This window comes from Streptomyces sp. NPDC001373 (assembly GCF_042895815.1).
In the GTDB taxonomy this organism is placed as follows: Bacteria; Actinomycetota; Actinomycetes; order Streptomycetales; family Streptomycetaceae; genus Streptomyces.
Genome location: NZ_JBIAWQ010000013.1, coordinates 1 through 24,401, shown reverse-complemented (window position 1 = coordinate 24,401; position 24,401 = coordinate 1). Strand labels below are relative to the sequence as shown.

The following is a 24,401-nucleotide window of genomic DNA, read 5'->3' as shown; positions in this document are numbered from 1 at the left end:
CTTCATCACGACCACCCATCCGAACGAAACGGTTTCGTACACCAGCAAGCGTACCCCCGCCCTTAACGAAACGAAACCGTTCCGTTTCGCTAGGGCCGGTGGTCTGGGTCACACATGGGGCACCTGTACGAGTTGCCGGGCCCCTCTGGCGCGGAAAGCATTGTGGGGTGAGTCACGACGTCGCGTACCTCCGCTTCCCGCACCTGCACGACGAACTGCTGTGCTTCGCCACCGAGGACGACCTGTGGGTCGCCCCGCTGGTCCCCGAGGGCCGCACACCGGGCCGGGCCTGGCGGATCACCGTCGACCGCACCCGGGTCGGCCACCCCCGCTTCTCCCCCGACGGGCGGCAGATCGCCTTCACCACCTGGCGCAGCCTCGACCCCGAGATCCACCTCGCCCCCGTGGACGGCGGCCCCGCGCGCCGCCTCAGCCACTGGGGCTCCACCGACACCCGCGTCTGCGGCTGGGACCCCGACGGCAACGTCCTGGCCGTCTCCTCGCACGGGCAGCCGTTCTCGTACTACTCCTGGGCCTACAAGCTGCCCACGGACGGCAGCCCCGGCGGACGCCTGCCCTGGGGCCCGGTCTCCGACATCCAGGTCGCCGACATCGACGGCGAACACCGCAGCCTGCTGCTCACCGGCAAGCCCCCGCACGAGCCCGCCTCCTGGAAGCGCTACCGGGGCGGCGCCACCGGCCGGCTGTGGCTGCACGGCGTACGCCTGCTGGAGCATCTCGAAGGCCACCTCGAGTCGCCGATGTTCGTCGACGGCCGCATCGCCTTCCTCTCCGACCACGAGGGCGTCGGCAACCTCTACTCCTGCCTGCCCGACGGCACCGGCCTGCGCCGCCACACCGACCACGAGGAGTTCTACGCCCGGCACGCCTCCAGCGACGGCTCCCGTGTCGTCTACCAGTGCGCCGGCGAGCTCTGGCTCGTGGACTCCCTCGCCGCCGACGCCTCCCCGCGCCGGCTCGACGTCCGCCTCGGCGGCCCGCGCGCGGGCCGCCGCACCTACCAGGTGCCCGCCGCCAGCAACGTCGACTCGCTGTCCGTGGACACCACCGGCCGGGCCAGCGCGGTCGTCATCCGCGGCAGCCTGTACTGGCTCACCCACCGCGACGGCCCGGCCCGCACCATCGCCGACACCCCGGGCGTGCGCGTGCGCCTCCCCGAGATGCTCGGCAGCGGCGGCCAGGTCGCCTACGTCACCGACGCCGAGGGCGAGGACGCCGTCGAGATCGCCTACCTCCCCCGCGCCTCCGGGGACCGCGAGCCGCGCCGGCTCGCCTCGGGCGAACTGGGCCGCGTCACCGAGCTGCTGTCCGACCCGGCCGGCGAGCGGCTCGCCGTCGCCTCCCACGACGGACGGCTGCTGCTCCTCGACGCGACCGAGGAGTCCGACGGGCAGGCCACCGAGCTGATCCGGTCCGACAACGGGCCCGTCACCGACCTCGCCTTCTCCCCCGACGGCTACTGGCTGACCTGGTCGCACCCCGGGATCGGCCGCTCCCTGCGGCAGATCAAGATGGCGAGGATCTCCGGGCCGGGAGCCCGCGTCGTCGTCGACGTCACCAACGGCCGCTTCGCGGACGAGAACCCGGTCTTCACCCGCGACGGCCGCTACCTCGCGTTCCTGTCCTGGCGCGGGTTCGACCCGGTGTACGACGTCCACACCGGCGACCTGTCGTTCCCGCTGGGCTGCCGCCCGTACCTGGTACCGCTGTCCTCCGCGACCCCCTCGCCCTTCGCCTTCTCCCCCGACGGCCGCCCGGCGGCGGGCGGGCTCGACCCCGTCGAGGGGGAGCCCGGCGAGGGCGACGGGACGGTGACCGTGGAAGTGGAGGGCCTGGAGAGCCGGGTCACCCCCTTCCCCGTGACCGCCTCGAAGTACTCGGCCCTGCACCCCGTGCACGGCGGCGGGCTGGTGTGGCTGCGCTGGCCCATCTCGGGCGCGCTCGGCGAGACCTTCGCCAACCCGGCCGACACCAGCGGCAAGCCGACGCTGGAGCACTTCGACATGACCAAGGCCCGCAAGACCGAACTGGCCTCGGGGCTGGACTGGTTCGCGGTCAGCGGCGACGGCACCCGCATCGTCGTCAACGACGACGGTGACCTCCGCGCCGTGCCGGCCACCGAACCGGGTGACGGCGACTCCACCGTCTACCTCGACCTGCGCCGCATCCTGCACGAGGTGGACCCGGCGGCCGAGTGGCGGCAGGCCTTCGAGGAGGCCGGCCGGCTCATCCGCGCGTACTTCTGGGAGCCGAACATGTGCGGCATCGACTGGGACGCGGTGCTGAGCCAGTACCGTCCCCTGGTCGAACGGGTCGCCTCCCCGGACGAGTTCGCGGACCTGTTGCGCGAGGTGCTCGGCGAACTCGGCACCTCGCACGCGTACGTCTCCCCCGCCCGCCGCAACGAGGGCCCGCCCCACTACCAGCGGGCGATCGGCCTGCTCGGCGCCAACCTCGTGCGCCGCGACGGGGGATGGGTGGTCGCACGGATCCTGCCCGGCGAGTCCTCCGACTCCAAGGCCCGCTCCCCGCTCGCCGGCACCGGCATCCGCGAGGGCGCCGTCCTCACCCACGTCGACGGCCGGCCCGTCGACCCGGTCGCCGGCCCCTACCCGCTGCTCGCGGCGGCCGGGGGCACCACCGTCGAGCTGACGTTCGCCCCGGCCGAGGGCGAGGGCCCCTCCCGGCGCGTCGCGGTCGTCCCGCTGGTCGACGAACGGCCGCTGCGCTACCAGGACTGGGTGTCCAAGCGCCGCGCCGTCGTCCGGGAGGTCAGCGGCGGACGCTGCGGCTACCTGCACATCCCCGACATGGGCGGCTCGGGCTGGGCCCAGTTCAACCGCGACCTGCGCATGGAGATGTCCCGGCCCGCGCTGATCGTCGACGTACGGGGAAACGCCGGCGGCCACATCAGTGAACTCGTCATCGAAAAACTCACCCGATCGATTCTGGGCTGGGACCTGACGCGCGGTGCCCAGCCGGTCAGTTACGCCTCCGACGCACCGCGCGGCCCGATCGTGGCCCTGGCGGACGAGGCGACCTCCTCGGACGGGGACATGATCACCGCCGCGTTCAAACTGCTCGGCCTCGGGCCGGTGGTCGGCCAGCGCACCTGGGGCGGGGTGGTCGGCATGACCGGCCGGCACACCCTGGGCGACGGCACCGTGATCACCGTGCCGATGAACGCCGCCTGGTTCCCGGAGTACGGGTGGTCGGTGGAGAACCACGGCGTGGAACCGGACCTGGAGATCATGCGCACCCCCCTCGACTGGGCGGAAGGGCGCCACGCGCAGCTGGACGACGCCGTGTACCTGGCACTGGAGCTGCTGGAACAGGACCCGGCCGCGATCCCGCCCGGCTACACGAACGTCCCGGACGGACGCCGTCCGAAGCTCCCGCCGCGGCCGTAGCGCACGGAGCGCACGGCCGGCCGGAGCGCCCGACGACGAGGGCGACGGCGACGAGGGCGCGGGGGCGACGAGGGCGCACGGCACGAGGGGCGCGATCCGCGGGACGTGCGGATCGCGCCCCTCGGGGCTGTCTGCGGACGGTCAGTCCCAGCTGTCGTCCAGCTCGGTGCGGACGTCGTCGATCGGCTTCTGCGCCTGCGGCTTCTTCGCCTTGGCCTGCCGCGAACGCGAGGACGCCTCGTCCTTCGCCCCCTGTTGCGGCTGCTGCGCCTTCGCCTTGAGCTGCTCCGCCTTGTCCTGGAACTGGTCCTTGATACCCATGCGTGCACTCCCTGAGGGGTGTTGGTGGTCGGGCTCGACCAGACTGACATGGGGGAGCAAAAGCCGCATTTTGATCAGCGGCTCTGGGCGCGCTCCTGTTCGTCGGCCGCCCCGCCCGCACCCACCAGCCCCTTGGGCACGCTCGCCAGCCGGGGCTCGAACCGCTTCATCTCGCGCTGCCCGCCCGCCGCGATGACCGCCGGCAGGTATCCGCGGACGCCCTGCATCCCGCGCAGCCACCACTGCGCGTACACGTGCGCCGAACGCCGCTCGATGCCGGCGACGATCCGGTCCACGGCCGGGCCGAGCGGGTAGGTCCGGTTCGCCGGCCAGGGCAGGCGCCCGCGCAGTTCACGCATCACGTCGTGCTGGTCGGCGCCGCGCACCATGTCGGTGTCGGTCCAGGAGAGGTAGCCGACGCCGACCTTGACGCCCTTGTAGCCGACCTCGGCGCGCAGGCAGTGCGCGAAGGCCTCGACCCCGGACTTGGAGGCGCAGTACGCCGTCATCATCGGCGCGGGGGTGATCGCGGCGAGCGAGGCGATCTGGAGGAAGTAGCCGCGGCTCTCCATGAGGACGGGCAGGAACGCGCGGGCGGTGACGGCTCCGCCGATCAGGTTGACCTCGATCACCCGCCGCCACGCCTCCGGGTCGGAGTCGGCGAACGGGCCGCCGGAGGCGACGCCGGCGTTGGCGACGACGATGTCCACCTTGCCGAAACGCTGCTTGACCTCCTGCGCGACCCGGGCCATCGCCTCGTGGTCGGTGACGTCGGCGTACCAGTGGTCGCTGTCGGTGTGCAGCCGCTCGGAGACCTCCTTGAGCACCTCCGGCTCCAGGCCGACCAGGGCGACCTTCGCGCCGCGCGCGGACAGCTTGCGGGCGAGCAGCTCGCCGACCCCGCGGGCGGCGCCGGTGACGACGGCGACCTGGCCTTCCAGACTCCTGCGAGCGCTCATGGCGTCGTCTCCTTCTCGGTCGAGGTCGAGGTCGAGGTCGGGGTGCTCGTGGTCGTGGTCATGGTGGGCGCCGCCGTCAGGTACCGGGACGTCAACTCGCGCACGGCGGAAGTCACCGCTTCGGGTGCTTCGACGGGGGTCATGTGCCCCATTCCGGTGAGTTCGGTCAGCCCCACGCAGTTCGGCAGCGCGGCAGCGAGCCCGCGGGCGTGCACGACGGGGGTCAGCCGGTCGTCGCGGCCCACGATGACGGCGGTGGGCACCGTCAGCCGCGCGAGCCCGTCGTCCAGGTCGAGGCCGGCCAGGACGTGCGACCAGGCGCGGCGCACCGCGGCGGGGCAGGCGTGCACGATCCGGGCGCAGGCCTCCACCCGGTCGGGCGCGGATCCCGGGCCCATGGTCGCGTACTTGAGCACCGCCCGCGTGGCAGGGGTGACGGGCCCGAGCGGGGCGGGCGAACCCAGCAGCCCACGGGTCAGACGGGTCCGGGCGCGCCCGGGGCGCATCGGCAGCACGGTCGCCTCGGCGACCAGCCGCGCGCTGCCGGTGCTGCACAGCAGGGCGGCCGCGGCGTGCTCGGCGAACCGGGGGCGGCCCGCGGCGGCCATCACGGTCATGCCGCCCATGGAGTGCCCGGCGACGACGGCCCGCTCGCCGGGGGCGAGGGCGGCCTCCAGTACGGCGACCAGGTCGTCGGCGAGGGCGGTGGTGCTGTACGCGGCGGCGGCCGGGCTGCGTCCGTGGCCGCGCTGGTCGTAGGCGACGACCCGGTGGTCGCGGGCCAGTGCCCGTATCTGGGCGGCCCAGAAGGCGGTGGAGCAGGTCCATCCGTGGGAGAGGACCACGGCGGGCGCCCCTTCTGGCCCGTGCACCTCGACGTGCAGCCGGGAGCCGTCTGCGGAGACGGCGACCAGTTCGCGGCCGGCGGCCGGCGGGGCGTAGCGCCCGGCGGTGACGTGCGGCGGGCGGCTCACGCCGCGCCCTCGTCGGCGAGGGCCGCGTCGGCGGCAGCGGCGGACGCGGCAGCGGCGGACGCGCCGACGGGGGCCGGGAGCCGCCCGGCACCGCTCTCGCGGACCCGTACGACCTCGTACTCGGCCAGGTCGACCGTCAACGTGGCGCGCCGGAACTCACCCGTCGTACCCGGCCAGACCGTGGTGTTGCGGCCCTGTGCGTCCAGGTACCAGCTGGTGCAGCCGCCGGTGTTCCACACCGTCCGCTCCATGCGCGCCTGCACGCGCCGGTTCCACTGGTTGACGGCGGAGGGGCGGGCGGCGAGCGCGGTGCGCCCCCCGCGGCTTCCGTCGCCGAGCAGGGAGAGCTGGCGCAGGTAGTCCGCCATGTAGTTCAGCTGGGACTCGATCATCAGGATCATCGAGCTGTTTCCGAGGCCGGTGTTCGGCCCGATGATCGTCATCCAGTTGGGGAAGCCGGCGGCGGTCGCCCCGCGCAACGCCTGCATCCCGTCCTTCCAGGAGTCCGCGAGGGTCTGCCCGTCCGCGCCGACCACGCGGTCGGCGATCGGCATGTCGGTGACGTGGAATCCGGTGCCGAAGACGATCGCGTCCACCTCGGTCTCGGTCCCGTCGGCGGCGACGAGGACCGAGCCCCTGACCTCCTTCAGCCCGGATGCGACGAGGTCCACGTCGGGCCGGGCGAGCGCCGGGTAGTACTCGCTGGAGAGCAGGATCCGCTTGCAGCCGATCCGGTACGACGGCGTCAGCTTGGCGCGCAGCGCCGGGTCCTTGATGGAGCGCGCCATATTGGCCTTGGCCAGCGATTCGATGAGGCCGAGCTGGTTGGGCCGTTTGGTGAAGGCGCTGACCTGGAGCTCCCGGATCCCCCACAGCAGCCCGCGCCGGGCGGCCTGGGTGAAGGGCAGCTGGCGGTGCAGGCGGCGTTCGAGGGAGCTGATGGCCCGGTCGGTGCGCGGCATGACCCACGGCGGGGTGCGCTGGAAGAGGGTCAGGCGTGCCGTCTTCGGGGCGATGGCGGGCACGATCTGGATCGCGGAGGCGCCCGTACCGATCACCGCGACGCGCTTGCCGCTCAGGTCGTAGTCGTGGTCCCAGCGGGCGGAGTGGAACACCTTGCCGGGGAAGCCGTCCAGCCCCGGGATCTCCGGCATCTTCGGGTCGGACAGCGGGCCGGTCGCCGACACCACGACGTCGGCGGTGAAGGCGCCCGCCGAGGTGTCGATCTCCCACCGCAGCTCCTCGGTGTCCCAGCGCATCATCAGGACCTCGTGCCCGAAGCGGATGTGCGGGCGCAGCCCGAAGGTGTCGGTGACGTGTTCGAGGTAGGCGCGGATGGCAGGCTGCCCGGAGAAGGTGCGCGGCCAGTCGGGGTTGGGCGCGAAGGAGAAGGAGTACAGGTGCGAGGGGACGTCGCACGCGCATCCGGGGTAGCTGTTGTCGCGCCAGGTGCCGCCGACGGAGTCGGCCCGTTCGAGGACGACGAAGTCGGTGATCCCCTCGCGCCTCAGTCGTACGGCCGCGCCGAGCCCGCCGAACCCGGACCCGATCACCGCCACCCGTACGTGCTCGCGCCCGTGCCCGCCCATGCCGCTCATGCCCGCCGCCTCCCGCTTCCGCAGTCCGTCCCGGCCACGCCGGGACACGCCGTCACGCCCATCACAACACTGCCAGCAATCACTGGCACAATCGGGAGGGTAGAGCAGCTCCGTACCCATGGGTAGGGGTCGCGCCCGGAAAGTTACTGCGGGTACGCCCTAGGCTGCGCGTGTGGAGACACGGGGGACGTGGGAGGCGGAGGCGGCCGTGAAGCGCGAGTACCGGACCCAGGAGCTGGCGGAGGCCGCCGGCATCCCGGTGCGCACCCTGCGTTTCTACCGTGAGCGCAGGCTGCTCCCGCCGCCCCGCCGCGAGGGGCGGATCGCCTGGTACGACGACCAGCACCTGGCCCGGCTGCGCACCATCGCCGCCCTGCTGGAGCGCGGCCACACCCTCGGCGGCATCGCGGAGCTGACCGCCGCCTTCGAGAAGGGCCGCGACGTCGGCCAGCTCGGCGAGCTGCTCGGGATCGGCTGGTCGGAGGAGACCCCGGTCCGGCTCTCGCCCGAGGCCCTGGCCGACTACTTCGAGGGCGAGGTCACCCCGGAGAACCTGGCGGCCTCCCTCGATCTCGGCTACCTCGCCACCGACGGCGAGGAGATCGTGCACGTCAGCCGGCGCCTGCTGGACGTCTCCTCGGCCTTGGTCCGCGAGGGCGTACCGCTCGCGGCGGTGCTGGAGACGGGCCGCCGGGTGCGCGTGCACGCGGACGCGCTGGCGGAGCTGTTCACCGAGCTGATCTCCGCCCACCTCGGGGAGGAGGACGTCAGCCGGCTGCGCCCGCTGGCCAAGAGCGTGGTCGAGGCCGAGCTCACGATGGCCATGGACCGCCTGCACCAGCGGCGCGGCCCCGCACCGGCCCGGACGCCCGTGCCGGCCGAGGCACCCGTGCCAGCCGAGACGCCCGGGGCGCCCGAGCCCGCCCGTGCGCCCCGTGAACCTCAGGCTCCGAGCTCGTAGACCACGGTCACCGGCGCGTGGTCGGACCACCGCTCCGGGTGCGTCTCGGCCCGCTCCACGAAGGCCTTGACGGCCCTGGCGGCCAGCCCCGGCGTCGCGACCTGGAGGTCGATGCGCCAGCCGGCGTCGTTGTCGAAGGCCCGTCCGCGGTAGGACCACCAGGAGTACGGGCCCGCCGTGTCGGGGTGCAGCACGCGCACGACGTCCACGTACCCGGCCTCCGAGTACACCTTCCCGAGCCACTCCCGCTCCTCGGGCAGGAAGCCGGCGCTCTTCCGGTTGGTCTTCCAGTTCTTGAGGTCGGCCTCCTGGTGGCAGATGTTCCAGTCCCCGCACACCACGACCTCGCGGCCGTCGGCAGCGGCCCGCACCTTCAGCCCCTGGAGGTAGGTGCGGAACTCCGCCATGAAGCGGTACTTCTCCTCCTGCTTCTCCGTCCCGGCCTCGCCGGATGGCAGGTACAGGCTCGCCACGGTGACCCCGGGCAGGTCGACCTCGATGTACCGCCCGCTCGTGTCGAACTCGTCACTTCCGAAGCCCACCTGTACCCGTTCAGGTGACTTGCGCGTATACAGGGCGACGCCGGCCCGGCCCTTCGCGGCGGCCGGCGCGAACACCGTGTGCCAGCCCCCGGGCTCCCGCGCCTCCACCGGAATCTGCCCCTCCTCAGCCCGTACCTCCTGCAGGCACACGACGTCGGCGTCGGATCCGGCGAGCCACTCCACGAACCCCTTCCTGGCGGCGGCGCGGATCCCATTCACATTCACGGTGGTCACGGTGAGCATCCCAGCACCATAACCGCAGCCTTCCGTACGATGTTCTGATGTCTCACGGGATACACCTGCGCTCCGTACCGTACGACCACCCGGACGCGCTGAAACTCGACGCCCAGGTCCAGCTCGAATACCAGGCGCGCTACGACGGCGAGGGCGACGCCACCTTCCTCGACCCGGCGATGTTCGTCCCGCCGGCCGGGCTCTACCTGCTCGCCTACGACGCCGCGGACACCCCGGTGGCGAGCGGCGGCTGGCGCGCCCAGGACCACAACGACGAGGGCTACGCGGACGGCGACGCCGAGATCAAGCGCATGTACGTGATCCCGGACGCCCGCGGGAAGGGCCTGGCCCGCCGCATCCTGGCGGAGCTGGAGGCCGACGCGACGGCGGCCGGACGCACCCGGATGGTCCTGGAGACGGGCGACCAGCAGCCCGAGGCGATCGCGCTGTACCTCTCGTCGGGGTACGCGCCGTCGGAGAAGTTCGGCTACTACCGCGACTACGAGTCGAGCCTGTGCATGGCCAAGCTCCTCCCGTCGCCGGGCACCCCGGCCTGACCCGCCCGCAGCCCCTGCCGGGCCGCCGCCGCACAGCCGCTCCCACGCCCGCCCCGTTCCCCCGTTCCCCCGTTCCAAGGCTCCCCGCGCGGCCGAAGCGGCGGCCGGAGAGGACGAGCGGAGCGCACGACCGCCGCATGCGGCGGCTGCCCCGCAGCCGCCACCCACCGCATCGCGCGCGGCCGCCGCCGAACGGGACCGCCGCGCGGCACCAGTCCGCGGAGCCGCCCCGCGCAGCCGCACCGGCCTCCTACCGGCCGAGCCACACCGCCCGGTCGGACCCCCACCGCGACGGCCCCCGCTCCCACTCCCCGAAGGGACTGGCGGCGTGGCGCAGCGCCCCGTACCCCGACTTCGCCTCCCGCAGCCACGGCCCGGCCTCGTACCCGGGGACCTCCCGCACCAGCCATGACGCGGTCCCCGCGAGGGAGTACCGCAGCAGCCCCCCGGTCCCGCCCGCCAGGGCCCTGAGGACGCCCGCCGCCACCAGGTAGCCCGTCCCGTGGTCCAGGGCCTGCGCCGGCAGCACCCCCGGAACGCCGTCCTCCCCGGCACACCGCGCCGCGATCCCGTAGCCGGCCTGCACCAGCGAGTCGAACCCCCGCCGCCCGGCCCACGGCCCGCGCCGGCCCCACGCGCACAGCTCCGCCACCACCAGCCACGGACGCCGCTCCAGCAGCTCGGGCCCGCCCAGCCCGTACCGCTCCAGCGCCCCGGGCCGGTAGCCGGTGACCACCACGTCGGCGCCGTCGAGCAGCCCCTCCAGCACCGCCCGGTCCTCCGGCCGCGCGAGGTCCAGGAGCGCGGACCGCTTCCCGAAGCCGGTGTCCGCGTGCGCGTCGTCCGACTCCGGCAGCCCCGGCGCGTCGATCCGCAGCACGTCCGCCCCGAGCACGCCGAGCGTGCGGGTGGCCACGGGGCCGGCGATCACCCGCGTCAGGTCCAGCACCCGCACCCCGGAGGCCGGGAGCCCCGCCTTCCCCGCCACCGGCTCGCGCAGGTCCCCCGGTGTCCACTCCACCAGTGGCTGCGGCTCCCCGTACGGGGGCGCCACCGCGACCGCCAGCCCGCCCTCCCCGTACACGCGCTCCTGGGCCTCCACGGCGCCCAGCCGCGCGAGCGCCCCGCGCACCGCCTCCGGGGTCGCATGCACGCCGAGGGCCCGGAGGAGGGCCGCCTCGTGATGGGGATAGTTGGCGTGGGTGCGCACCCACCCGTCGGCCGCCCGCCAGAACCCCGACAGCGGGGCGAAACTCACCGGCGCCCGGCCGTCCACCCGCAGATGCCGCTCGCTGACGAACGCCGTCGCCACGGCCCCCTCGTCCACGACCACGGGATCCGCGTCCAGCGCCGTCCCTCCGGCCCTTACGGCGGCCAGCTCGGCCGCCGCGAGTGCGCACACCCCGACGGTGGCCCGCGCCAACTCCCGCACCGGCAGCGGCCCCTCCAGGCCGCTCGGCCCCCGGTAGGCCACCCGCCCGGCGAGCTCGTCAGCCCCGCCGAGTGCTTTCCACGCTTGCGCCGTAGCGCCGTCCTGGCTCGTCATGCGCCCCAGTGTGGCGTGACGGTTCTTCAGGGAAAACACAAAGGTCCCGCCCGATCTTACGATCGGACGGGACCTTCATCGTCTGTGGACCTGTGGGGATTTGAACCCCAGACCCCCTCGATGCGAACGAGGTGCGCTACCAGACTGCGCCACAGGCCCTTGCGACGTATGAAACATTAGCATCCCCGCGCCGCTGCTCCAAAACGCGTTCCCGGAGGCGGCCGGCGGCCGCCGCGGGAGGCGTCCGGCGGGGGTCGGCGCAGGTCACCCGCCGGACGGCGTCCCCGTCACTCGTTCGCGGCGCGCGGCCGCTCGTCGCTCTCGTACTGGTCGAAGAGCGGGGTGCGCCCGGCGTCGCGGCCGCGCGGGCGCGGGGCGGACGGCTGGGGCTGGGGGTCCGGCTTCGCGGGGGCCGGGCCCGGCTGGGCGCGCAGGCGCGGGTTGGTCGGCTCGGCGGCGCTGGAGCGGGTCGCGCTCCAGCCGTCCGGGTTGACCGGGCCCGTGGCGCGCGGTGCGACGGGGGCCGTCACGTACGTCGGCAGCGGGACCGGTACGGGCTCCCAGCTGTCGCCGCGCGCCGGGCCGCGCTCGCGCTCGCGCTGCTGGTCGACCCATTCGGCGTGGTCGGTCTGCTCGACGAGCGCGCGGCGCCCGGCCTCCTGCGGGGACACCGGCGGCGCGGGGTCCGGTTCGGCGGCGCCGGCGGGCTCGGTGGCGCGGTCGCGGTCGCGGTGGCGGTGGCGGGAGCGGCTCTCGCGCAGGGCGCGGGCGGCCGCCTCGGCGCGGCGGCGGTCCATCGTGAACTCGTAGCGCCGCCGCTCCTGGACCCGCAGGTGCACGATGTAGGCGCTCAGCAGCAGCGCCGGCACGGCCGGCGCCCACAGGTATCGCAGCCCGCCGACCGCGGCGGCGATCGCGCCGCCGCTGAAGGCGAGGAAGAGCAGGGCCGTGGTGCGCCGGCGGCGCGCGAGGACCTGGAGGCGCTGCTGGCGGCGGACCCTCTCGACCCGCTCGACCTCGACGGATCTCGGCTCGGCCCTGGTCGGGGACACGCCGAGGGCCCGGGCGTCGGCGTCCACGGAATTCACCGTTTCCGTCGCCGCGTCCGGGTCCGCGTGGGGCTGGGGCTCCGCCTGGACTTCACCGCGCTCACGCAGCCCCTTGGCGTAACGCCGCTCCATTCCCGCCCGGCCGGAAAGCAGCCGGATGGCCGTGGAGAAGCGTTCCGTCGGACGCGCTTCGTTCAGCTCGTCCTGCCTCCGGAGCCACATGGGCACCAAGTAGGCGGCCCAGGCCCCCACGATGACTGCGTAGATGAGGCCGCTGCTGCTCACACCCCACACCGTAGAGGGGCGCGGCCGACCGGATCAGCCAATTGGGCCGGTGTGTCGCACGATCCGGCTGATATCACCGACTTTTTTTGTGATTCTTCGGATCAGGTTATGGGCGAATCGACCATTAATTCGAACGCTTTTGCGATTACCTGCTTACGGGGCTGTCGCGGGCGGCGGGCTTTCCTTCTTGCGCACCCGGTTCCAGCGGCGCAGCAGCCCCTCCGGAACCTCCTCCGCGGTGAGCGCGAAGACCAGGTGGTCGCGCCACGCCCCGTCGATGTGCAGATAGCGCGGCCGCAGCCCCTCCTCGCGGAAGCCCAGCTTCTCCACGACCCGGCGGCTGGGGCCGTTCTCCGGGCGGATGCAGACCTCGATGCGGTGCAGCCCGACCTTCAAAAAGCAGTGGTCCACGGCGAGCGCGAGCGCCGTCGGCATCACCCCGCGGCCCGCCACGTCGCGGTCCACCCAGTAGCCCACGTGGGCGGCGCACATCGAGCCCCAGGTGATCCCGGCGACCGTCAGCTGGCCGACCAGCCGCCCCTGGTACTCGATGACGAAGGGCAGCATCCGGCCCGCGTTCGCCTCGGCCCGCAGGTGGCGGACCATCTGCCGGTACGTCGGCCGGTGGATCACCGGCCCCCACGGCGCCGGCGGCGGGATCGTGGCCTCCCAAGGCCGCAGCCAGTCGCGGTTGCGCCGGTTGACCTCGCGCCAGGCGCGCTGGTCGCGCAGTTTTATCGGCCGCAGGGTGACGTCGCCGTCCGCCAGCACCACCGGCCAGGACGGGCCGTTCAGCTCGGGCTCCCGGATGCCGCGTCCGGTCTGGGGTGGTCGCCGCCCCGGAGCTGGTCGACGGCGTGCGGCAGGATCCGCGACAGGACGGCGAGGCCGTCGCGCACGCCGCCTGTGGAACCGGGCAGGTTCACGATCAGCGTGCGGCCCGCCACGCCGGCCAGGCCCCGCGACAGGGCGGCGGTCGGCACCTTGGCGAGACCCTCGGCGCGGATGGCCTGCGGGATGCCCGGGATCTCGTAGTCGAGCACGCGGGCGGTCGCGTCCGGGGTCCGGTCGGTCGGCGAGACGCCGGTGCCGCCGGTGGTCAGGATGACGTCGTACCCGGCGGCCACCCCCTCGCGCAGCGCCTGCTCGACGGGGTCCCCGTCCGGGACCACGCGCGGGCCGTCCACCGCGAAGCCGAGCCGCTCCAGCGCCTCGGCCAGCAGCGGGCCGCCCTTGTCGGCGTACACGCCCTGCGAGGCACGGTTGGAGGCGGTGACCACCAGGCCCCGGGGGGCGTGCTTGCCGGCGGCGGGCGGGGCGGCTTCCCGGGCCCCGTCGGCGTCGGCCCGCACGTGGCTGTGGACCTCGCCGCCGCGCGGGGGCGTCACGAGCGGGTCCAGTCGCCGGACTTGCCGCCCGTCTTCTCCTCCACGCGCACGTCGGTGATGACCGCGCCCTTGTCGACGGCCTTCACCATGTCGATCACGGTGAGCCCGGCGACGGCGACCGCGGTCAGCGCCTCCATCTCCACGCCGGTGCGGTCGGTGGTCTTGACGGTGGCGCGGATCTCCACGGCGTCGTCGGCGACCTCCAGGTCCACCTTCACCCCGGAGACCGCCAGCGGGTGGCAGAGCGGGATCAGGTCGGGGGTCTTCTTGGCCCCCATGATCCCGGCGATCCGCGCGGTGGCGAGGGCGTCGCCCTTCGGCACACCCTCGCCGCGCAGCAGTTCGATCACCCGGGACGAGACCAGGACGCGGCCGCTGGCGCGCGCCGTGCGGGTGGTGACGTCCTTTGTCGATACGTCGACCATCCGGGCCGCGCCGGCCTCGTCGATGTGCGTCAGCCTGCTCTGCGTACTCATGTCTACGTGCCGCTCCCGCTCCGGGCCCCGAAACGCCGGGGCCTGTGTGGTGCAACACGCTACCCGCACCGGGCGGTCCCCAGCCGGGCAGGACCACTGGCCGAACAGGGCGGCCGGCCGTGCGGGACGGCCGGCCGGACGGGACCGCCGGGCGGACGCGGGGGCTACCCGAGCGGGATGACTTCCAGCTCGGTGCCGGGCTCCACCGAGGTGACGTCCTCCGGTACGACCATCAGCGAGTCGGCGTGCGCCAGGGCGGCGATCAGGTGCGAGCCCGATCCGCCGACCGGGCTGACGGTGCCCGCCCCGGGGTCGTACGCGCCGCGCAGGAACTGCCGGCGGCCGGCCGGGGAGCGCAGCGGCTCGTCGGCCTTCAGCACGGCCCGCACGCTCTCCCGGCTGACCTGCGACGCCGGCAGCCCCATCAGGGCACGGATCGCGGGACGCACGAACAGCTCGAAGGAGACGTACGAGGACACCGGGTTGCCGGGCAGCGCCAGCAGCGGGGTGTGGTCGGGGCCGACCGTGCCGAAGCCCTGCGGCTTGCCGGGCTGCATCGCGAGCTTGCGGAAGTCCACGCCGCCGGCCTGCGGCTCGTCGCCGTCGCCGGTGCCGGCCGCGGTGAGGGCCTCCTTGACCACGTCGTACGCGCCGACGCTGACCCCGCCGGTGGTGACCAGCAGGTCGGCCCGGATCAGCTGGTCCTCGATCGTCGAGCGCAGCGTGTCGGCGTCGTCGGCGACCGCGCCGACCCGGTAGGCGATGGCGCCCGCCTCCCGGGCGGCGGCGGCCAGCGCGAAGCTGTTGGAGTCGTAGATCGCGCCGGCGGCCAGCGCCTCACCCGGCTGGACCAGCTCGCTGCCGGTGGACAGGACGACCACGCGCGGGCGCGGCCGCACCCGTACGGTGCCCCGGCCGATCGCCGCCAGCAGCGCGATCTGCGGCGGCCCGAGGACGGTGCCGGCGGCCAGCGCCAGGTCGCCCGCCTGGACGTCGCTGCCGCGCGAGCGGACGTGCGCCCGAGCCTCGGCCGCGCGGTGCACGCGCACCTCGCCGCCGGCGCCCTCGGGCGCGGCGCTGGCCGGGGTCATCCCGGAGGCGGCGGCGCCGCCCGTGCCGCCGTCGGTCCACTCGACCGGTACCACGGCTTCCGCGCCGGGCGGCAGCGGGGCGCCGGTCATGATGCGGGCGGCCTGGCCGGGGCCGACGGTAGGCAGCTCGCCGCTGCCCGCCGCGACGTCGCCGATGACCGTGAGCACCGCGGGGAACTCCTCGCTCGCACCCTGGACGTCGGCCGTGCGGACGGCGTACCCGTCCATGGAGCTGTTGTCGAAGGGCGGGAGGGCGACGGGCACGGTGACGTCCTCGACCAGGACGCAGCCCTGGGCGTCGAGCAGCTGGAGCTCGATGGGCTCCAGCGGCCGGACGGCTGCGAGGACGTCCGCGAGGTGCTCGTCCACCGACCACAGGCGCTGCCGGCGGGTGTCCTGCGGTGCGCTGCTGCTCAAGGTGCTACATCTCCTCCGTGACGTAACGGTGAAGCCAGGTGCGGAAATCCGGGCCCAGGTCCTCACGTTCGCACGCGAGTCGGACGATGGCCCGCAGGTAGTCCCCCCGGTCCCCGGTGTCGTAGCGGCGGCCGCGGAAGACCACGCCGTGCACCGCGCCGCCCACGCTCTCGTCGGCGGCCAGCTTCTGCAGGGCGTCGGTGAGCTGGATCTCCCCACCGCGGCCCGGCTCGGTCTCCCGCAGTATGCCGAAGATCGCGGGGTGCAGGACGTAGCGTCCGATGACCGCGTAGTTGCTGGGCGCCTCGGCGGGCTCCGGCTTCTCGACGAGGCCGGTGATGCGGACGACGTCGTCCTCGCCGGTCGCCTCGACGGCGGCGCAGCCGTAGAGGTGGACGTTGGCGGGGTCGACCTCCATCAGGGCGATGACGGTGCCGCCGGTGTTCTCGTGGACCTCGACCATCCGGCGCAGCAGGGGGTCGCGCGGGTCGATGAGGTCGTCGCCGAGGAGGACGGCGAAGGGCTCGGCGCCTACGTGCGGCTCGGCGCACAGGACGGCGTGGCCGAGGCCGCGCGGGTCGCCCTGGCGGACGTAGTGCATGGTGGCGAGGTCGCTGGACTCCTGGACCTTCTTCAGCCGGTCGTCGTCGCCCTTCGCAGTCAGGGCCGACTCGAGCTCGTAGTTACGGTCGAAGTGGTCCTCGAGGGCCCGCTTGTTACGTCCTGTGATCATGAGGACGTCATCGAGCCCGGCCGAGACGGCCTCCTCGACCACGTACTGAATGGCCGGCTTGTCCACGACCGGGAGCATTTCCTTGGGCGTCGCCTTGGTCGCCGGGAGGAAGCGAGTACCGAGGCCCGCGGCCGGAATGACGGCTTTCTTGATCACGGGGTGCGACTGAGTCATGGGCAGAACCATAGTGGGTCGTACCGAACACCCGGCCAGATTCCGGTAAATAGATCCAACTCTGTCCCGATAGAAAAGGAAATGTGACCGAACTGTGGTAGAGAGCCTGCCCGGAAACCTCTCCTTCCCTCCCGAGAAGACCGCTCTGCGCCGGGAACTCCTCGCCGCCCGGAGGACCTTGTCCCCCGAGTCCCGCAGGACCGCCGCCCGGGCGCTCGCGCGCTCCGCGCTGGCGCTGCCCGAACTGGCCGGCGCGCGCACGGTGGCCGCGTACGTCTCCGTGGGCGCGGAACCGGGCACCCGCGAGCTGCTCGACGCGCTGCGGGACGCCGGCAAGCGGGTGCTGCTGCCCCTGCTGCTGCCCGACAACGACCTCGACTGGGCGGCGTACGAGGGCCCGGACAGCCTGGCCGAGGCCGCGCACCCTGGCAGGATGCGGCTGCTGGAGCCCTCGGGCCCGCCGCTGGGCCCGCAGGCCGTCACCGGCGCGGACGCCGTGCTGCTGCCCGGGCTGGCGGTGGACCGGCGCGGGATGCGGCTCGGGCGCGGCGGGGGCTCGTACGACCGGGTGCTCGCGCGGCTGGAGCGCGCGGGCGCGCATCCGGCGCTGGTGGTGCTCCTCTACGACGAAGAGGTGGTCGCGCGGGTCCCGGAGGAACCGCACGACCACCCCGTCCAGGCGGTCGCCACCCCGTCGGGGGTGGTGCGCTTCACGACCTGATCACGGCGTCCGGATCACCGTCCGGACCGCGATGCCGGGGCCGGGTCGTGCGCGCCGCTCACGGCTTGAGCGTCAGGGTGTCCACTGTCGACTTGTCGACGGCGGCCTTCCCAAACGGCCAGTCCAGCAGCTCACCCTTGGCCCACAGGGTCGTCTGGTCCGTGTAGTTGCCGTTGTACGCGTGGCCCGAGGCGCCGGTCAGGTTGATCCAGCGGGACTTGTCCAGGTCACTGAGGTTGACGACCATCCGCATCGACGGCACCCAGGTGACGTCGTACCCGCTGGAGGCGTTCCAGCCGGTGGCGTTGACGGTGGCCTCGCCGCCGCCCAGGTTCCACGGGCCGCGGTTGAGGAGCCACTGCATGAAGGCCGGGCCCTCCTTGCCGATGGTCTGGTTCTTCAGCGACAGCTGGTGCAGCCGGCCCCAGCTCCAGGTCGACTGGTCCTTGCCGAGCTTGGCGGTCAGCTCCCAGCGCGCGTCCTCCATCGCCCGGGCGAAGAGCTCGTCACGGGTCTTGATGGGCTTGTCGTGGACGGTCTTCGGGGTGGCGGTCCACCACGGCGACTTCTCGTCCTTGACCAGGCGGCGGACCACCTCGAACCAGCGGTCGCCGCCGTCCGGCTGCGCGGAGTCGGGGCCGCGGGTGCCGCACTCGCGGACGGTCTTGGCGAGGTCGTCGTTCGGGCCGGTGCCCTCCTCGATGACGTTCATGCAGCTGCCCTCGACGCGCAGCTCCTTCGGCATCTTGTCGCCGAACGCCAGCTTGAGGATGTTGCGCCAGACCGCGTTGAAGTACGCGGCCGCCGCCGAGTCGTTCTCCTGCGTGTAGTTCCAGCCCTCCAGCAGCTTCTGCGCCGAACGCACGTCCGGGTCGGAGACCGGGATCTTGGCCAGCATCGGGGTCAGCAGCGCGGCGATCTCGCTGCTGTTGTCCATCTGCATGGTGCGCATGTCGTCGGTGGAGATCTTGCCGCTGTCCTTGATCTTCGCCTCGATGAGGTCGTTGATCCGCTGGCTGCGGGCGCCGTAGCCCCAGTCGGTGGTCAGCACGTACGGGTACTTGCCCGCGCCGGTGCCGGACTCGGTGACGGCCTGGTTGGCGGTGACGATGTAGCCGCGCTGCGGGTTGAGCTCCCAGGGCAGCTCGTTCTGCGGGATGTAGCCGGCGTTGCCGTCGCGGCCGCCCTTCCAGGCGTACTTGGGGTCCCAGCCGGGGGCCGGCATGCGGCCGTCGCCCTGGCCTCGGACCGGGACGCGGCCCGGGGCCTGGTAGCCGATGTTGCCGTTGGCGCCCTTGTTGTCGGCGTAGATGAGGTTCTGCGACGGGACCTCGAAGTCCGCGGCCGCGGCCCGGAAGCTCGCGAAGTCCTTGGCGCGGTCGAGCTTGAAGACCGCGTCCATCGACTTGCCGGGGTCCAGGGCGGTCCAGCGCAGGGCGACGGCGTAGCCGGTGCCGCGGTCGGGGGCCGAGCTCGGGACGGGGGCGCGCGAGCCGACGGTCTCGAGCTCGTCGCTGCGGTCGGAGATCAGCGGTCCGTTGTTCGTGGTGCGGACGGTGATCTTCTTGGTCGCGCCCCCGGCGACCTTGATCTCCTCTTCACGGGTGGTGAAGGGGACGACCTTGTTGTCGTAGACGTAGCCCTCGGGACGGACCTGCTCCAGGTAGAGGTCGGTGACGTCGGCGCCGAGGTTGGTCATGCCCCAGGCGATGTCGGCGTTGTGGCCGATGACCACGCCGGGCATGCCGGAGAAGGTGAAGCCGGCGACGTCGTACTGGCACTGGGCCGAGACCGCGCGGCAGTGCAGGCCCATCTGGTACCAGACCGAGGGCAGCTGCGGGGACAGGTGCGGGTCGTTCGCGAGCAGCGGCTTGCCGGTGGTCGTGTACTTGCCCGAGATGACCCAGGAGTTCGAGCCGATGCCGCTGCCGTTGGGGCCGAGGATCGCCGGGATGTCGTCCAGGGTCTTGGCGAGGGAGGTGAGCTGCGTGCGCAGGCCGACGGTCGCGCCCTGGGCGCTCGCGTTGTCGGCGAGGCCGGTGGCGGGGTTGGTGCCGCCGTTGGGGGTGGCCTGCGAGCCGGTGCCGGTGGTGGAGCCCGTGGTGCCGCCGGTGCCCGTTGCGCCCGTGCCCGTGGTGCCGGTGCCTGTGGTGCCGGTACCGGTCGTGCCGGCGGAGGTGCCCGCCGCGGAGCCGGTGCCCGCCGTGGTGGCGCCCGGGGTGCCCTGCGGGGCGTACTTGCCGCCCGCGACGGTGCCGCCCTCGACGATCGGCTTGTTCCGGTCGAACGGGTACGCCGGGTAGAGCTCGTCTATCTGGGCCTGCGTGAGCTTGTTCGACATCAGCGAGCGGTCGATCTCGTCCTGCATGTTGCCGCGCAGGTCCCAGGCCATCGCCTTGAGCCAGGCCACCGAGTCGACCGGCGTCCACTTCTCGGGCTTGTAGCTGTCGGTGATCTTGAGGGCGGCATGCTCGACGGAGAGGTCCTTGCCGGACTTCCCCTTCAGGTACGCGTTGACCCCGTCGGCGTAGGCCTGGAGGTACTTCTTCGTCTCGGGCGAGAGCTTCTTGTCGTACTCCTCCTGCGCGACCTGGCGCCAGCCGAGGGTGCGCAGGAAGGCGTCGGTCTCGACCTGGCCGGAGCCGAACATCTCCGACAGCCGGCCGGAGGTCATGTGACGGCGTACGTCCATCTCCCAGAACCGGTCCTGCGCGTGCACGAAGCCCTGCGCGCGGAAGAGGTCCTCGTCGTGGTCGGCGTAGAGCTGCGGAATGCCGTGCTCGTCGCGCTTCACGTCGACGGTCCCGGTCAGGCCGGGGACCTTGAGGGAGCCGGTGGTCTGCGGGAAAGAAGCGCGTACGGTGTCCGCGCTCCAGTACGCGCCGTAGCCGAGGACCGCCAAGAGCGCCAGGACCATGACGAGCACGAGCAGGCGTGCGCGTCGTCCCTTCTTCTTGACGGAAGGTCCGGATTCTTTGGCGGGCATCGCTGTCCTTCGAGGGGCAGGGTGGTCCTGGGAGTGCTGGAGCAACCATAGGCGCAGGACCGCCTCCGTTGATCCGCCAGGGGTCAAGGTCCGTAGGACAGGGACGAACTGCCGTTTCACAATGTGGGTATCGCGTAAAGAGTCCGTCAAAGATTAGGTAAGGTAACGAAGCACTTGCCGAATACGCCGCCGGTGGAACGTTCCGTCGTGCGCGCTTTGAGGAAAGGGCCGCCCACTGACTGTCCACACGCTCAATGAGCTCCTGCTGGTCTGCTCGCTCGTGCTGCTCGTCGCGGTAGCGGCGGTACGCATCTCTTCACGCAGCGGCCTCCCCAGCCTGCTCATCTACCTCGGCATAGGCATCGCGATAGGCCAGGACGGCATCGGCAACGTCGTATTCGACAACGCCGAGCTGACCCAGGTCATCGGTTACGCCGCGCTCGTCGTCATCCTCGCCGAGGGCGGCCTGGGCACGAAGTGGAAAGAGATCAAACCGGCCCTGCCGCAGGCGGTCGTCCTGTCGCTGGTCGGCGTCGCCATCAGCGTGAGCGTCACCGCGGCCGGCGCGCACTACCTCGTGGGACTCGAATGGCGGCAGGCGCTGCTGATCGGTGCGGTCGTCTCCTCGACCGACGCGGCGGCGGTCTTCTCGGTCCTGCGGAAGGTCCCGCTGCCCGCGCGGGTGACCGGCGTGCTGGAGGCCGAGTCGGGCTTCAACGACGCCCCCGTCGTCATCCTGGTGGTCGCCTTCGCGACGGTCTCGCCGGTGGACGCGTGGTACGTGCTGGTCGGCAAGATCGCGCTGGAGCTGGCCATCGGCACCGCGATCGGCCTGGCCGTGGGCTTCCTGGGGGCGTACGCGCTGCGGCACGTGGCACTGCCCGCCTCCGGCCTCTACCCGATCGCGGTGATGGCGATCGCCGTGAGCGCGTACGCCGCCGGCGCGATGGCGCACGGCTCCGGCTTCCTCGCCGTCTACCTGGCGGCGATGGTGCTGGGGAACGCCAAGCTGCCGCACTGGCCCGCCACGCGGGGGTTCGCGGACGGGCTGGGCTGGATCGCGCAGATCGGCATGTTCGTGCTGCTGGGCCTGCTCGTCACCCCGCACGAGCTGGCGGGCGACTTCTGGCCCGCCGTGATCATCGGACTGGTGCTGACGATGGTGGCGCGCCCACTGGAGGTGTTCGTCAGCCTGCTGCCGTTCCGGGTCGCATGGCAGGAGCAGGTGCTGATGTCGTGGGCGGGTCTGCGCGGAGCCGTGCCGATCATCCTGGCGACGATCCCGATGGTGACCGGGATCGAGGGCAGCGACCGCGTCTTCAACATCGTCTTCGTGCTGGTCGTCGTCTACACGCTGGTGCAGGGCCCCACCCTGCCCTGGCTGGCGCGCAAGCTGAACCTGCGCGAGACCGGCGAGGCCGCGGCGGACCTGGGGATCGAGTCGGCGCCGCTGGAGAAGCTGCGCGGGCACCTGCTGTCCTTCGCGATACCGGACGCCTCGCGGATGCACGGTGTGGAGGTCGGCGAGCTGCGGCTGCCGGCCGGCGCCTCGGTGACGCTGGTGGTCCGGGACGCGAAGAGCTTCGTGCCGGCGCCGTCGACCGTGCTGCGCCGGGGGGACGAGCTGCTGGTGGTCGCCACGGATCCGGTGCGAGACGCGGCGGAGGCGCGGCTGCGGGCAGTGGCGCGCGGGGGCAAGCTCGCGGGGTGGCTGGGCACGGGTGGCGGAGCGTCACTCTAGGTGCCGGAGGGTGACCGAAAGGCCGTCTGAGCAGGGGATTCCCGTTAGAGCAGCATTCCAATTCGGCCATTTCCGGTGGCTTGCGGGTCGGAATGCAAAGTTCCAGTTAATCGCAGGTGAAGGCATACCTTGTCACCGTAATCACAGGGCGTGGTAGTGGATTCCCCTGTACGATGAAGGCACACCAGATCGAACCAACTCTGCCTGACGCAGAGCTGGCGCGACCGCAAAGCGGCCGTGGCACCCTCCCGCAGTGGGCGCCCAGGTATCACTCGGTTCTGCGCAAGAGGACAGCTCTCGGGGCTCCCACATGTACGGGTACGGTCGCTCACAAGGCGGCCGGCCGTCCGCAGACGGGGAGTTCTACCAGGCAGCGGAAAGGCCAGGCCGTGACATCCGCGGTCACGACCGACACGTCCGCCCGACCCGGCTACGCGCAGCTGCTGCGCACACCCGGCGCCCTCTCCTTCGTCCTCCCCGGCTTCGCCGCCCGCCTGCCCTTCGGCATGCTGACCATCAGCATCCTGCTGCTCGTCCAGCACGCCACCGGCTCCTACGGCGACGCGGGCATCGTCTCCGCCGTCACCGGCGTCTCGATGGCCCTGTTCGCGCCGGTCATGGGCAAGCTCACCGACCGCCGCGGCCAGAGCGCCGTCCTCGTGCCGGTCGTCCTCGCCCACGCCACCGCGGTCTCCGCTCTGACCGCGCTGGCTCTCCTCGGCGCCCCCCTGTGGGCGCTCGCGCTGGCCGCCGTCCCGGCCGGCGCCTCCGTCCCGCAGGTCGGGCCCATGGTCCGGACCCGCTGGGCGGCCAAGCTGGAGGGCTCCCCGCTGCTGCCGACGGCGGCCGCGTTCGAGTCCGTCACCGACGAGTTCACCTTCGTCGTCGGCCCGGTGCTCGCCACCGCGCTGTGCACCGGCGTCCACCCGGCCGCCGGCCTGGCCACCGAGGCGGCCCTGACCCTGCTCGGCGGCCTGTTCTTCGCCGCCCAGCGCGCCACCGAGCCGAAGACCGCCCCGCAGGCGGCCCACGGCGAGAAGCACGCGTCGGCCCTGTCGTTCCCGGGCCTGCGCGTCCTGATCGTCGCGTTCCTCGGCATCGGCGCCGTCTTCGGCGGCATGCAGGTGTCGCTCACCGCCTTCGCCGGCGAGATCGGCAACCCGGGCGCCAACGGCCTGCTGTACGGCGTCTTCGCGGCCGGCAACATGATCGCCGGTATCACCATGGGCGCCATCGCCTGGAAGATCGGCCCGCGCCGCCGCCTGATCCTGGGCTACGTCGGCCTGACCGCCACCGCCTCGGTCCTGTGGGCCGTGAACTCGGCCGTCCTGATGGGCGCGGTCGGCCTGCTCGTCGGCCTGTGCATCGCCCCCGCGCTGATCACTGGCTACACGATGATCGAGCAGCTCGTCCCGGCGGCCTCGCGCACCGAGGCCTTCACCTGGCTGACCGGTGCGGTCGCCTTCGGCCAGGCCGTCGCCGTGATCGTGGCCGGCCGTCTGACGGACGCGCACGGGTCCTCGTACGGCTTCCTGGTGCCGCTGGCCGCCACCGCGCTCGCGCTGGCCACCCTGGTGGCGCTGCGCGGGAAGCTGGCGCCCAAGGCCCCGAGCCGCCTCGTGAACACGTCCGCGCCGGCCGCCGCCGCTGCCGAACAGGCCGGGCGGGAGCGCGCGACCGAGCGTGGGCTCGGTCACCGCACGCCTGTAACGGTGGACTGATCCGCCGGAATACGTCACCATGGAGCGTCGTTAGCACTCATTGAGTCAGAGTGCCAGGAGGAAATTCGTGCCGACCTACCAGTACCAGTGCACCGAGTGCGGTGAGGGCCTTGAGGCCGTGCAGAAGTTCACCGACGAAGCGCTGACCGTGTGCCCGAGCTGCGACGGACGCCTGAAGAAGGTGTTCTCCGCCGTCGGCATCGTCTTCAAGGGCTCCGGTTTCTACCGGAACGACAGCCGTGGCGCCTCGTCGAGCAGCACGCCCGCCTCGAAGTCCGCGTCCACGGCGTCGACCGCTTCGGCTCCGGCCGCCGCGTCGTCCTCGACGTCCTCGAGCACGGGCAGCAGCTCCAGCTCGGCCGCCTGACCTCTCACGTCTTCCGAAAGGCCCCGTCAGCCCCTCTTGGGTTCTAGGAGTCGTCGCAACACCCCAGCTCAAGGGGTGCGATGGACTTCGAGATCCGCAAGGTGCGGACGGTGGCGCAAGGGCGTAGGA

At 72.7% G+C, this 24,401-nt stretch carries 20 protein-coding genes and 1 tRNA gene; 7 read left to right on the top strand and 14 right to left on the bottom strand.

Annotated features, from left to right (window positions below; all coding sequences use genetic code 11):
• Positions 1–167 precede the first annotated feature (167 nt).
• Positions 168–3,431, top strand: a complete 3,264-nt coding sequence (locus tag ACFY15_RS26220; RefSeq protein WP_390826148.1) for a S41 family peptidase — start codon at positions 168–170, stop codon at positions 3,429–3,431.
• Positions 3,432–3,572: 141 nt separating this feature from the next.
• On the opposite strand, the gene ACFY15_RS26215 is transcribed toward ACFY15_RS26220, so the two are convergent.
• The 4 genes from ACFY15_RS26215 to ACFY15_RS26200 all read right to left on the bottom strand — a co-directional run bounded on the left by ACFY15_RS26215 (position 3,573) and on the right by ACFY15_RS26200 (position 7,283).
• Positions 3,573–3,752, bottom strand: a complete 180-nt coding sequence (locus ACFY15_RS26215; RefSeq protein ID WP_390826147.1) for a hypothetical protein — start codon at positions 3,750–3,752, stop codon at positions 3,573–3,575.
• A gap of 74 nt (positions 3,753–3,826) precedes the next feature.
• Positions 3,827–4,711 (bottom strand): SDR family oxidoreductase, encoded by an 885-nt coding sequence (locus ACFY15_RS26210; protein ID WP_390688490.1) that lies wholly within the window; start codon positions 4,709–4,711, stop codon positions 3,827–3,829.
• A complete protein-coding gene (locus tag ACFY15_RS26205) occupies positions 4,708–5,685 on the bottom strand; it encodes an alpha/beta fold hydrolase (RefSeq protein WP_390826146.1) in 978 nt (325 codons plus the stop codon). The genes ACFY15_RS26210 and ACFY15_RS26205 overlap by 4 nt, the downstream gene beginning before the upstream one ends.
• Positions 5,682–7,283, bottom strand: coding sequence for a flavin-containing monooxygenase (locus tag ACFY15_RS26200; protein WP_390688488.1), 1,602 nt, complete (start codon positions 7,281–7,283; stop codon positions 5,682–5,684). The genes ACFY15_RS26205 and ACFY15_RS26200 overlap by 4 nt, the downstream gene beginning before the upstream one ends.
• A 172-nt stretch (positions 7,284–7,455) precedes the next feature.
• Here ACFY15_RS26200 and ACFY15_RS26195 point away from each other — a divergent pair, with 172 nt between their 5' ends.
• Positions 7,456–8,244 (top strand): MerR family transcriptional regulator, encoded by a 789-nt coding sequence (locus tag ACFY15_RS26195; RefSeq protein WP_390826145.1) that lies wholly within the window; start codon positions 7,456–7,458, stop codon positions 8,242–8,244.
• Here the strand turns inward: ACFY15_RS26195 and ACFY15_RS26190 are convergent.
• The gene (locus tag ACFY15_RS26190) at positions 8,226–9,029 is read right to left on the bottom strand and encodes an exodeoxyribonuclease III (protein WP_390688486.1); all 804 of its coding nucleotides are present in this window, start codon (positions 9,027–9,029) and stop codon (positions 8,226–8,228) included. The two genes, ACFY15_RS26195 and ACFY15_RS26190, sit on opposite strands and share 19 nt — an antisense overlap.
• Positions 9,030–9,067: 38 nt before the next feature.
• Between ACFY15_RS26190 and ACFY15_RS26185 the strand changes: the two genes are divergently transcribed.
• Positions 9,068–9,577, top strand: coding sequence for a GNAT family N-acetyltransferase (locus ACFY15_RS26185; protein ID WP_390688485.1), 510 nt, complete (start codon positions 9,068–9,070; stop codon positions 9,575–9,577).
• Between the two features lie 250 nt (positions 9,578–9,827).
• On the opposite strand, the gene ACFY15_RS26180 is transcribed toward ACFY15_RS26185, so the two are convergent.
• From ACFY15_RS26180 to galU, 8 genes are all read right to left on the bottom strand, one after another.
• A complete protein-coding gene (locus ACFY15_RS26180) occupies positions 9,828–11,123 on the bottom strand; it encodes a CoA transferase (protein WP_390826144.1) in 1,296 nt (431 codons plus the stop codon).
• 85 nt (positions 11,124–11,208) lie between these two features.
• Positions 11,209–11,282: transfer RNA gene (locus ACFY15_RS26175), tRNA-Ala, on the bottom strand.
• Between the two features lie 128 nt (positions 11,283–11,410).
• Positions 11,411–12,457, bottom strand: coding sequence for a hypothetical protein (locus tag ACFY15_RS26170; protein WP_390688483.1), 1,047 nt, complete (start codon positions 12,455–12,457; stop codon positions 11,411–11,413).
• A 153-nt stretch (positions 12,458–12,610) separates the two neighbouring features.
• Complete coding sequence (locus ACFY15_RS26165; RefSeq protein ID WP_390688482.1) at positions 12,611–13,231, bottom strand: GNAT family N-acetyltransferase; 621 nt, start codon at positions 13,229–13,231, stop codon at positions 12,611–12,613.
• A 17-nt stretch (positions 13,232–13,248) separates the two neighbouring features.
• A complete protein-coding gene (locus tag ACFY15_RS26160) occupies positions 13,249–13,740 on the bottom strand; it encodes a molybdenum cofactor biosynthesis protein B (RefSeq protein ID WP_390688539.1) in 492 nt (163 codons plus the stop codon).
• A gap of 101 nt (positions 13,741–13,841) precedes the next feature.
• Complete coding sequence (gene moaC / locus ACFY15_RS26155) at positions 13,842–14,321, bottom strand: cyclic pyranopterin monophosphate synthase MoaC (protein ID WP_366450871.1); 480 nt, start codon at positions 14,319–14,321, stop codon at positions 13,842–13,844.
• Positions 14,322–14,485: 164 nt separating this feature from the next.
• Positions 14,486–15,829 carry a gephyrin-like molybdotransferase Glp gene (glp, locus tag ACFY15_RS26150; RefSeq protein ID WP_390688481.1) on the bottom strand — a complete coding sequence of 448 codons (1,344 nt, stop codon included), beginning with the start codon at positions 15,827–15,829 and terminating at the stop codon, positions 14,486–14,488.
• 4 nt (positions 15,830–15,833) lie between these two features.
• A complete protein-coding gene (galU, locus tag ACFY15_RS26145) occupies positions 15,834–16,736 on the bottom strand; it encodes a UTP--glucose-1-phosphate uridylyltransferase GalU (RefSeq protein WP_390688480.1) in 903 nt (300 codons plus the stop codon).
• Between the two features lie 94 nt (positions 16,737–16,830).
• Here galU and ACFY15_RS26140 point away from each other — a divergent pair, with 94 nt between their 5' ends.
• A complete protein-coding gene (locus ACFY15_RS26140; RefSeq protein ID WP_390688479.1) occupies positions 16,831–17,457 on the top strand; it encodes a 5-formyltetrahydrofolate cyclo-ligase in 627 nt (208 codons plus the stop codon).
• A 58-nt stretch (positions 17,458–17,515) separates the two neighbouring features.
• On the opposite strand, the gene ACFY15_RS26135 is transcribed toward ACFY15_RS26140, so the two are convergent.
• The gene (locus ACFY15_RS26135; protein ID WP_390826143.1) at positions 17,516–20,443 is read right to left on the bottom strand and encodes a penicillin acylase family protein; all 2,928 of its coding nucleotides are present in this window, start codon (positions 20,441–20,443) and stop codon (positions 17,516–17,518) included.
• A 280-nt stretch (positions 20,444–20,723) separates the two neighbouring features.
• Here ACFY15_RS26135 and ACFY15_RS26130 point away from each other — a divergent pair, with 280 nt between their 5' ends.
• The 3 genes from ACFY15_RS26130 (at position 20,724) to ACFY15_RS26120 (ending at position 24,272) form a co-directional block, all read left to right on the top strand.
• Positions 20,724–22,184, top strand: coding sequence for a potassium/proton antiporter (locus ACFY15_RS26130; RefSeq protein WP_390688477.1), 1,461 nt, complete (start codon positions 20,724–20,726; stop codon positions 22,182–22,184).
• A gap of 389 nt (positions 22,185–22,573) precedes the next feature.
• Positions 22,574–23,905: an MFS transporter gene (locus ACFY15_RS26125; protein WP_390826142.1), complete on the top strand. Its 1,332-nt coding sequence runs from the start codon at positions 22,574–22,576 to the stop codon at positions 23,903–23,905.
• Positions 23,906–23,972: 67 nt separating this feature from the next.
• Positions 23,973–24,272, top strand: coding sequence for an FmdB family zinc ribbon protein (locus ACFY15_RS26120; RefSeq protein ID WP_390688475.1), 300 nt, complete (start codon positions 23,973–23,975; stop codon positions 24,270–24,272).
• Positions 24,273–24,401 lie beyond the last annotated feature (129 nt).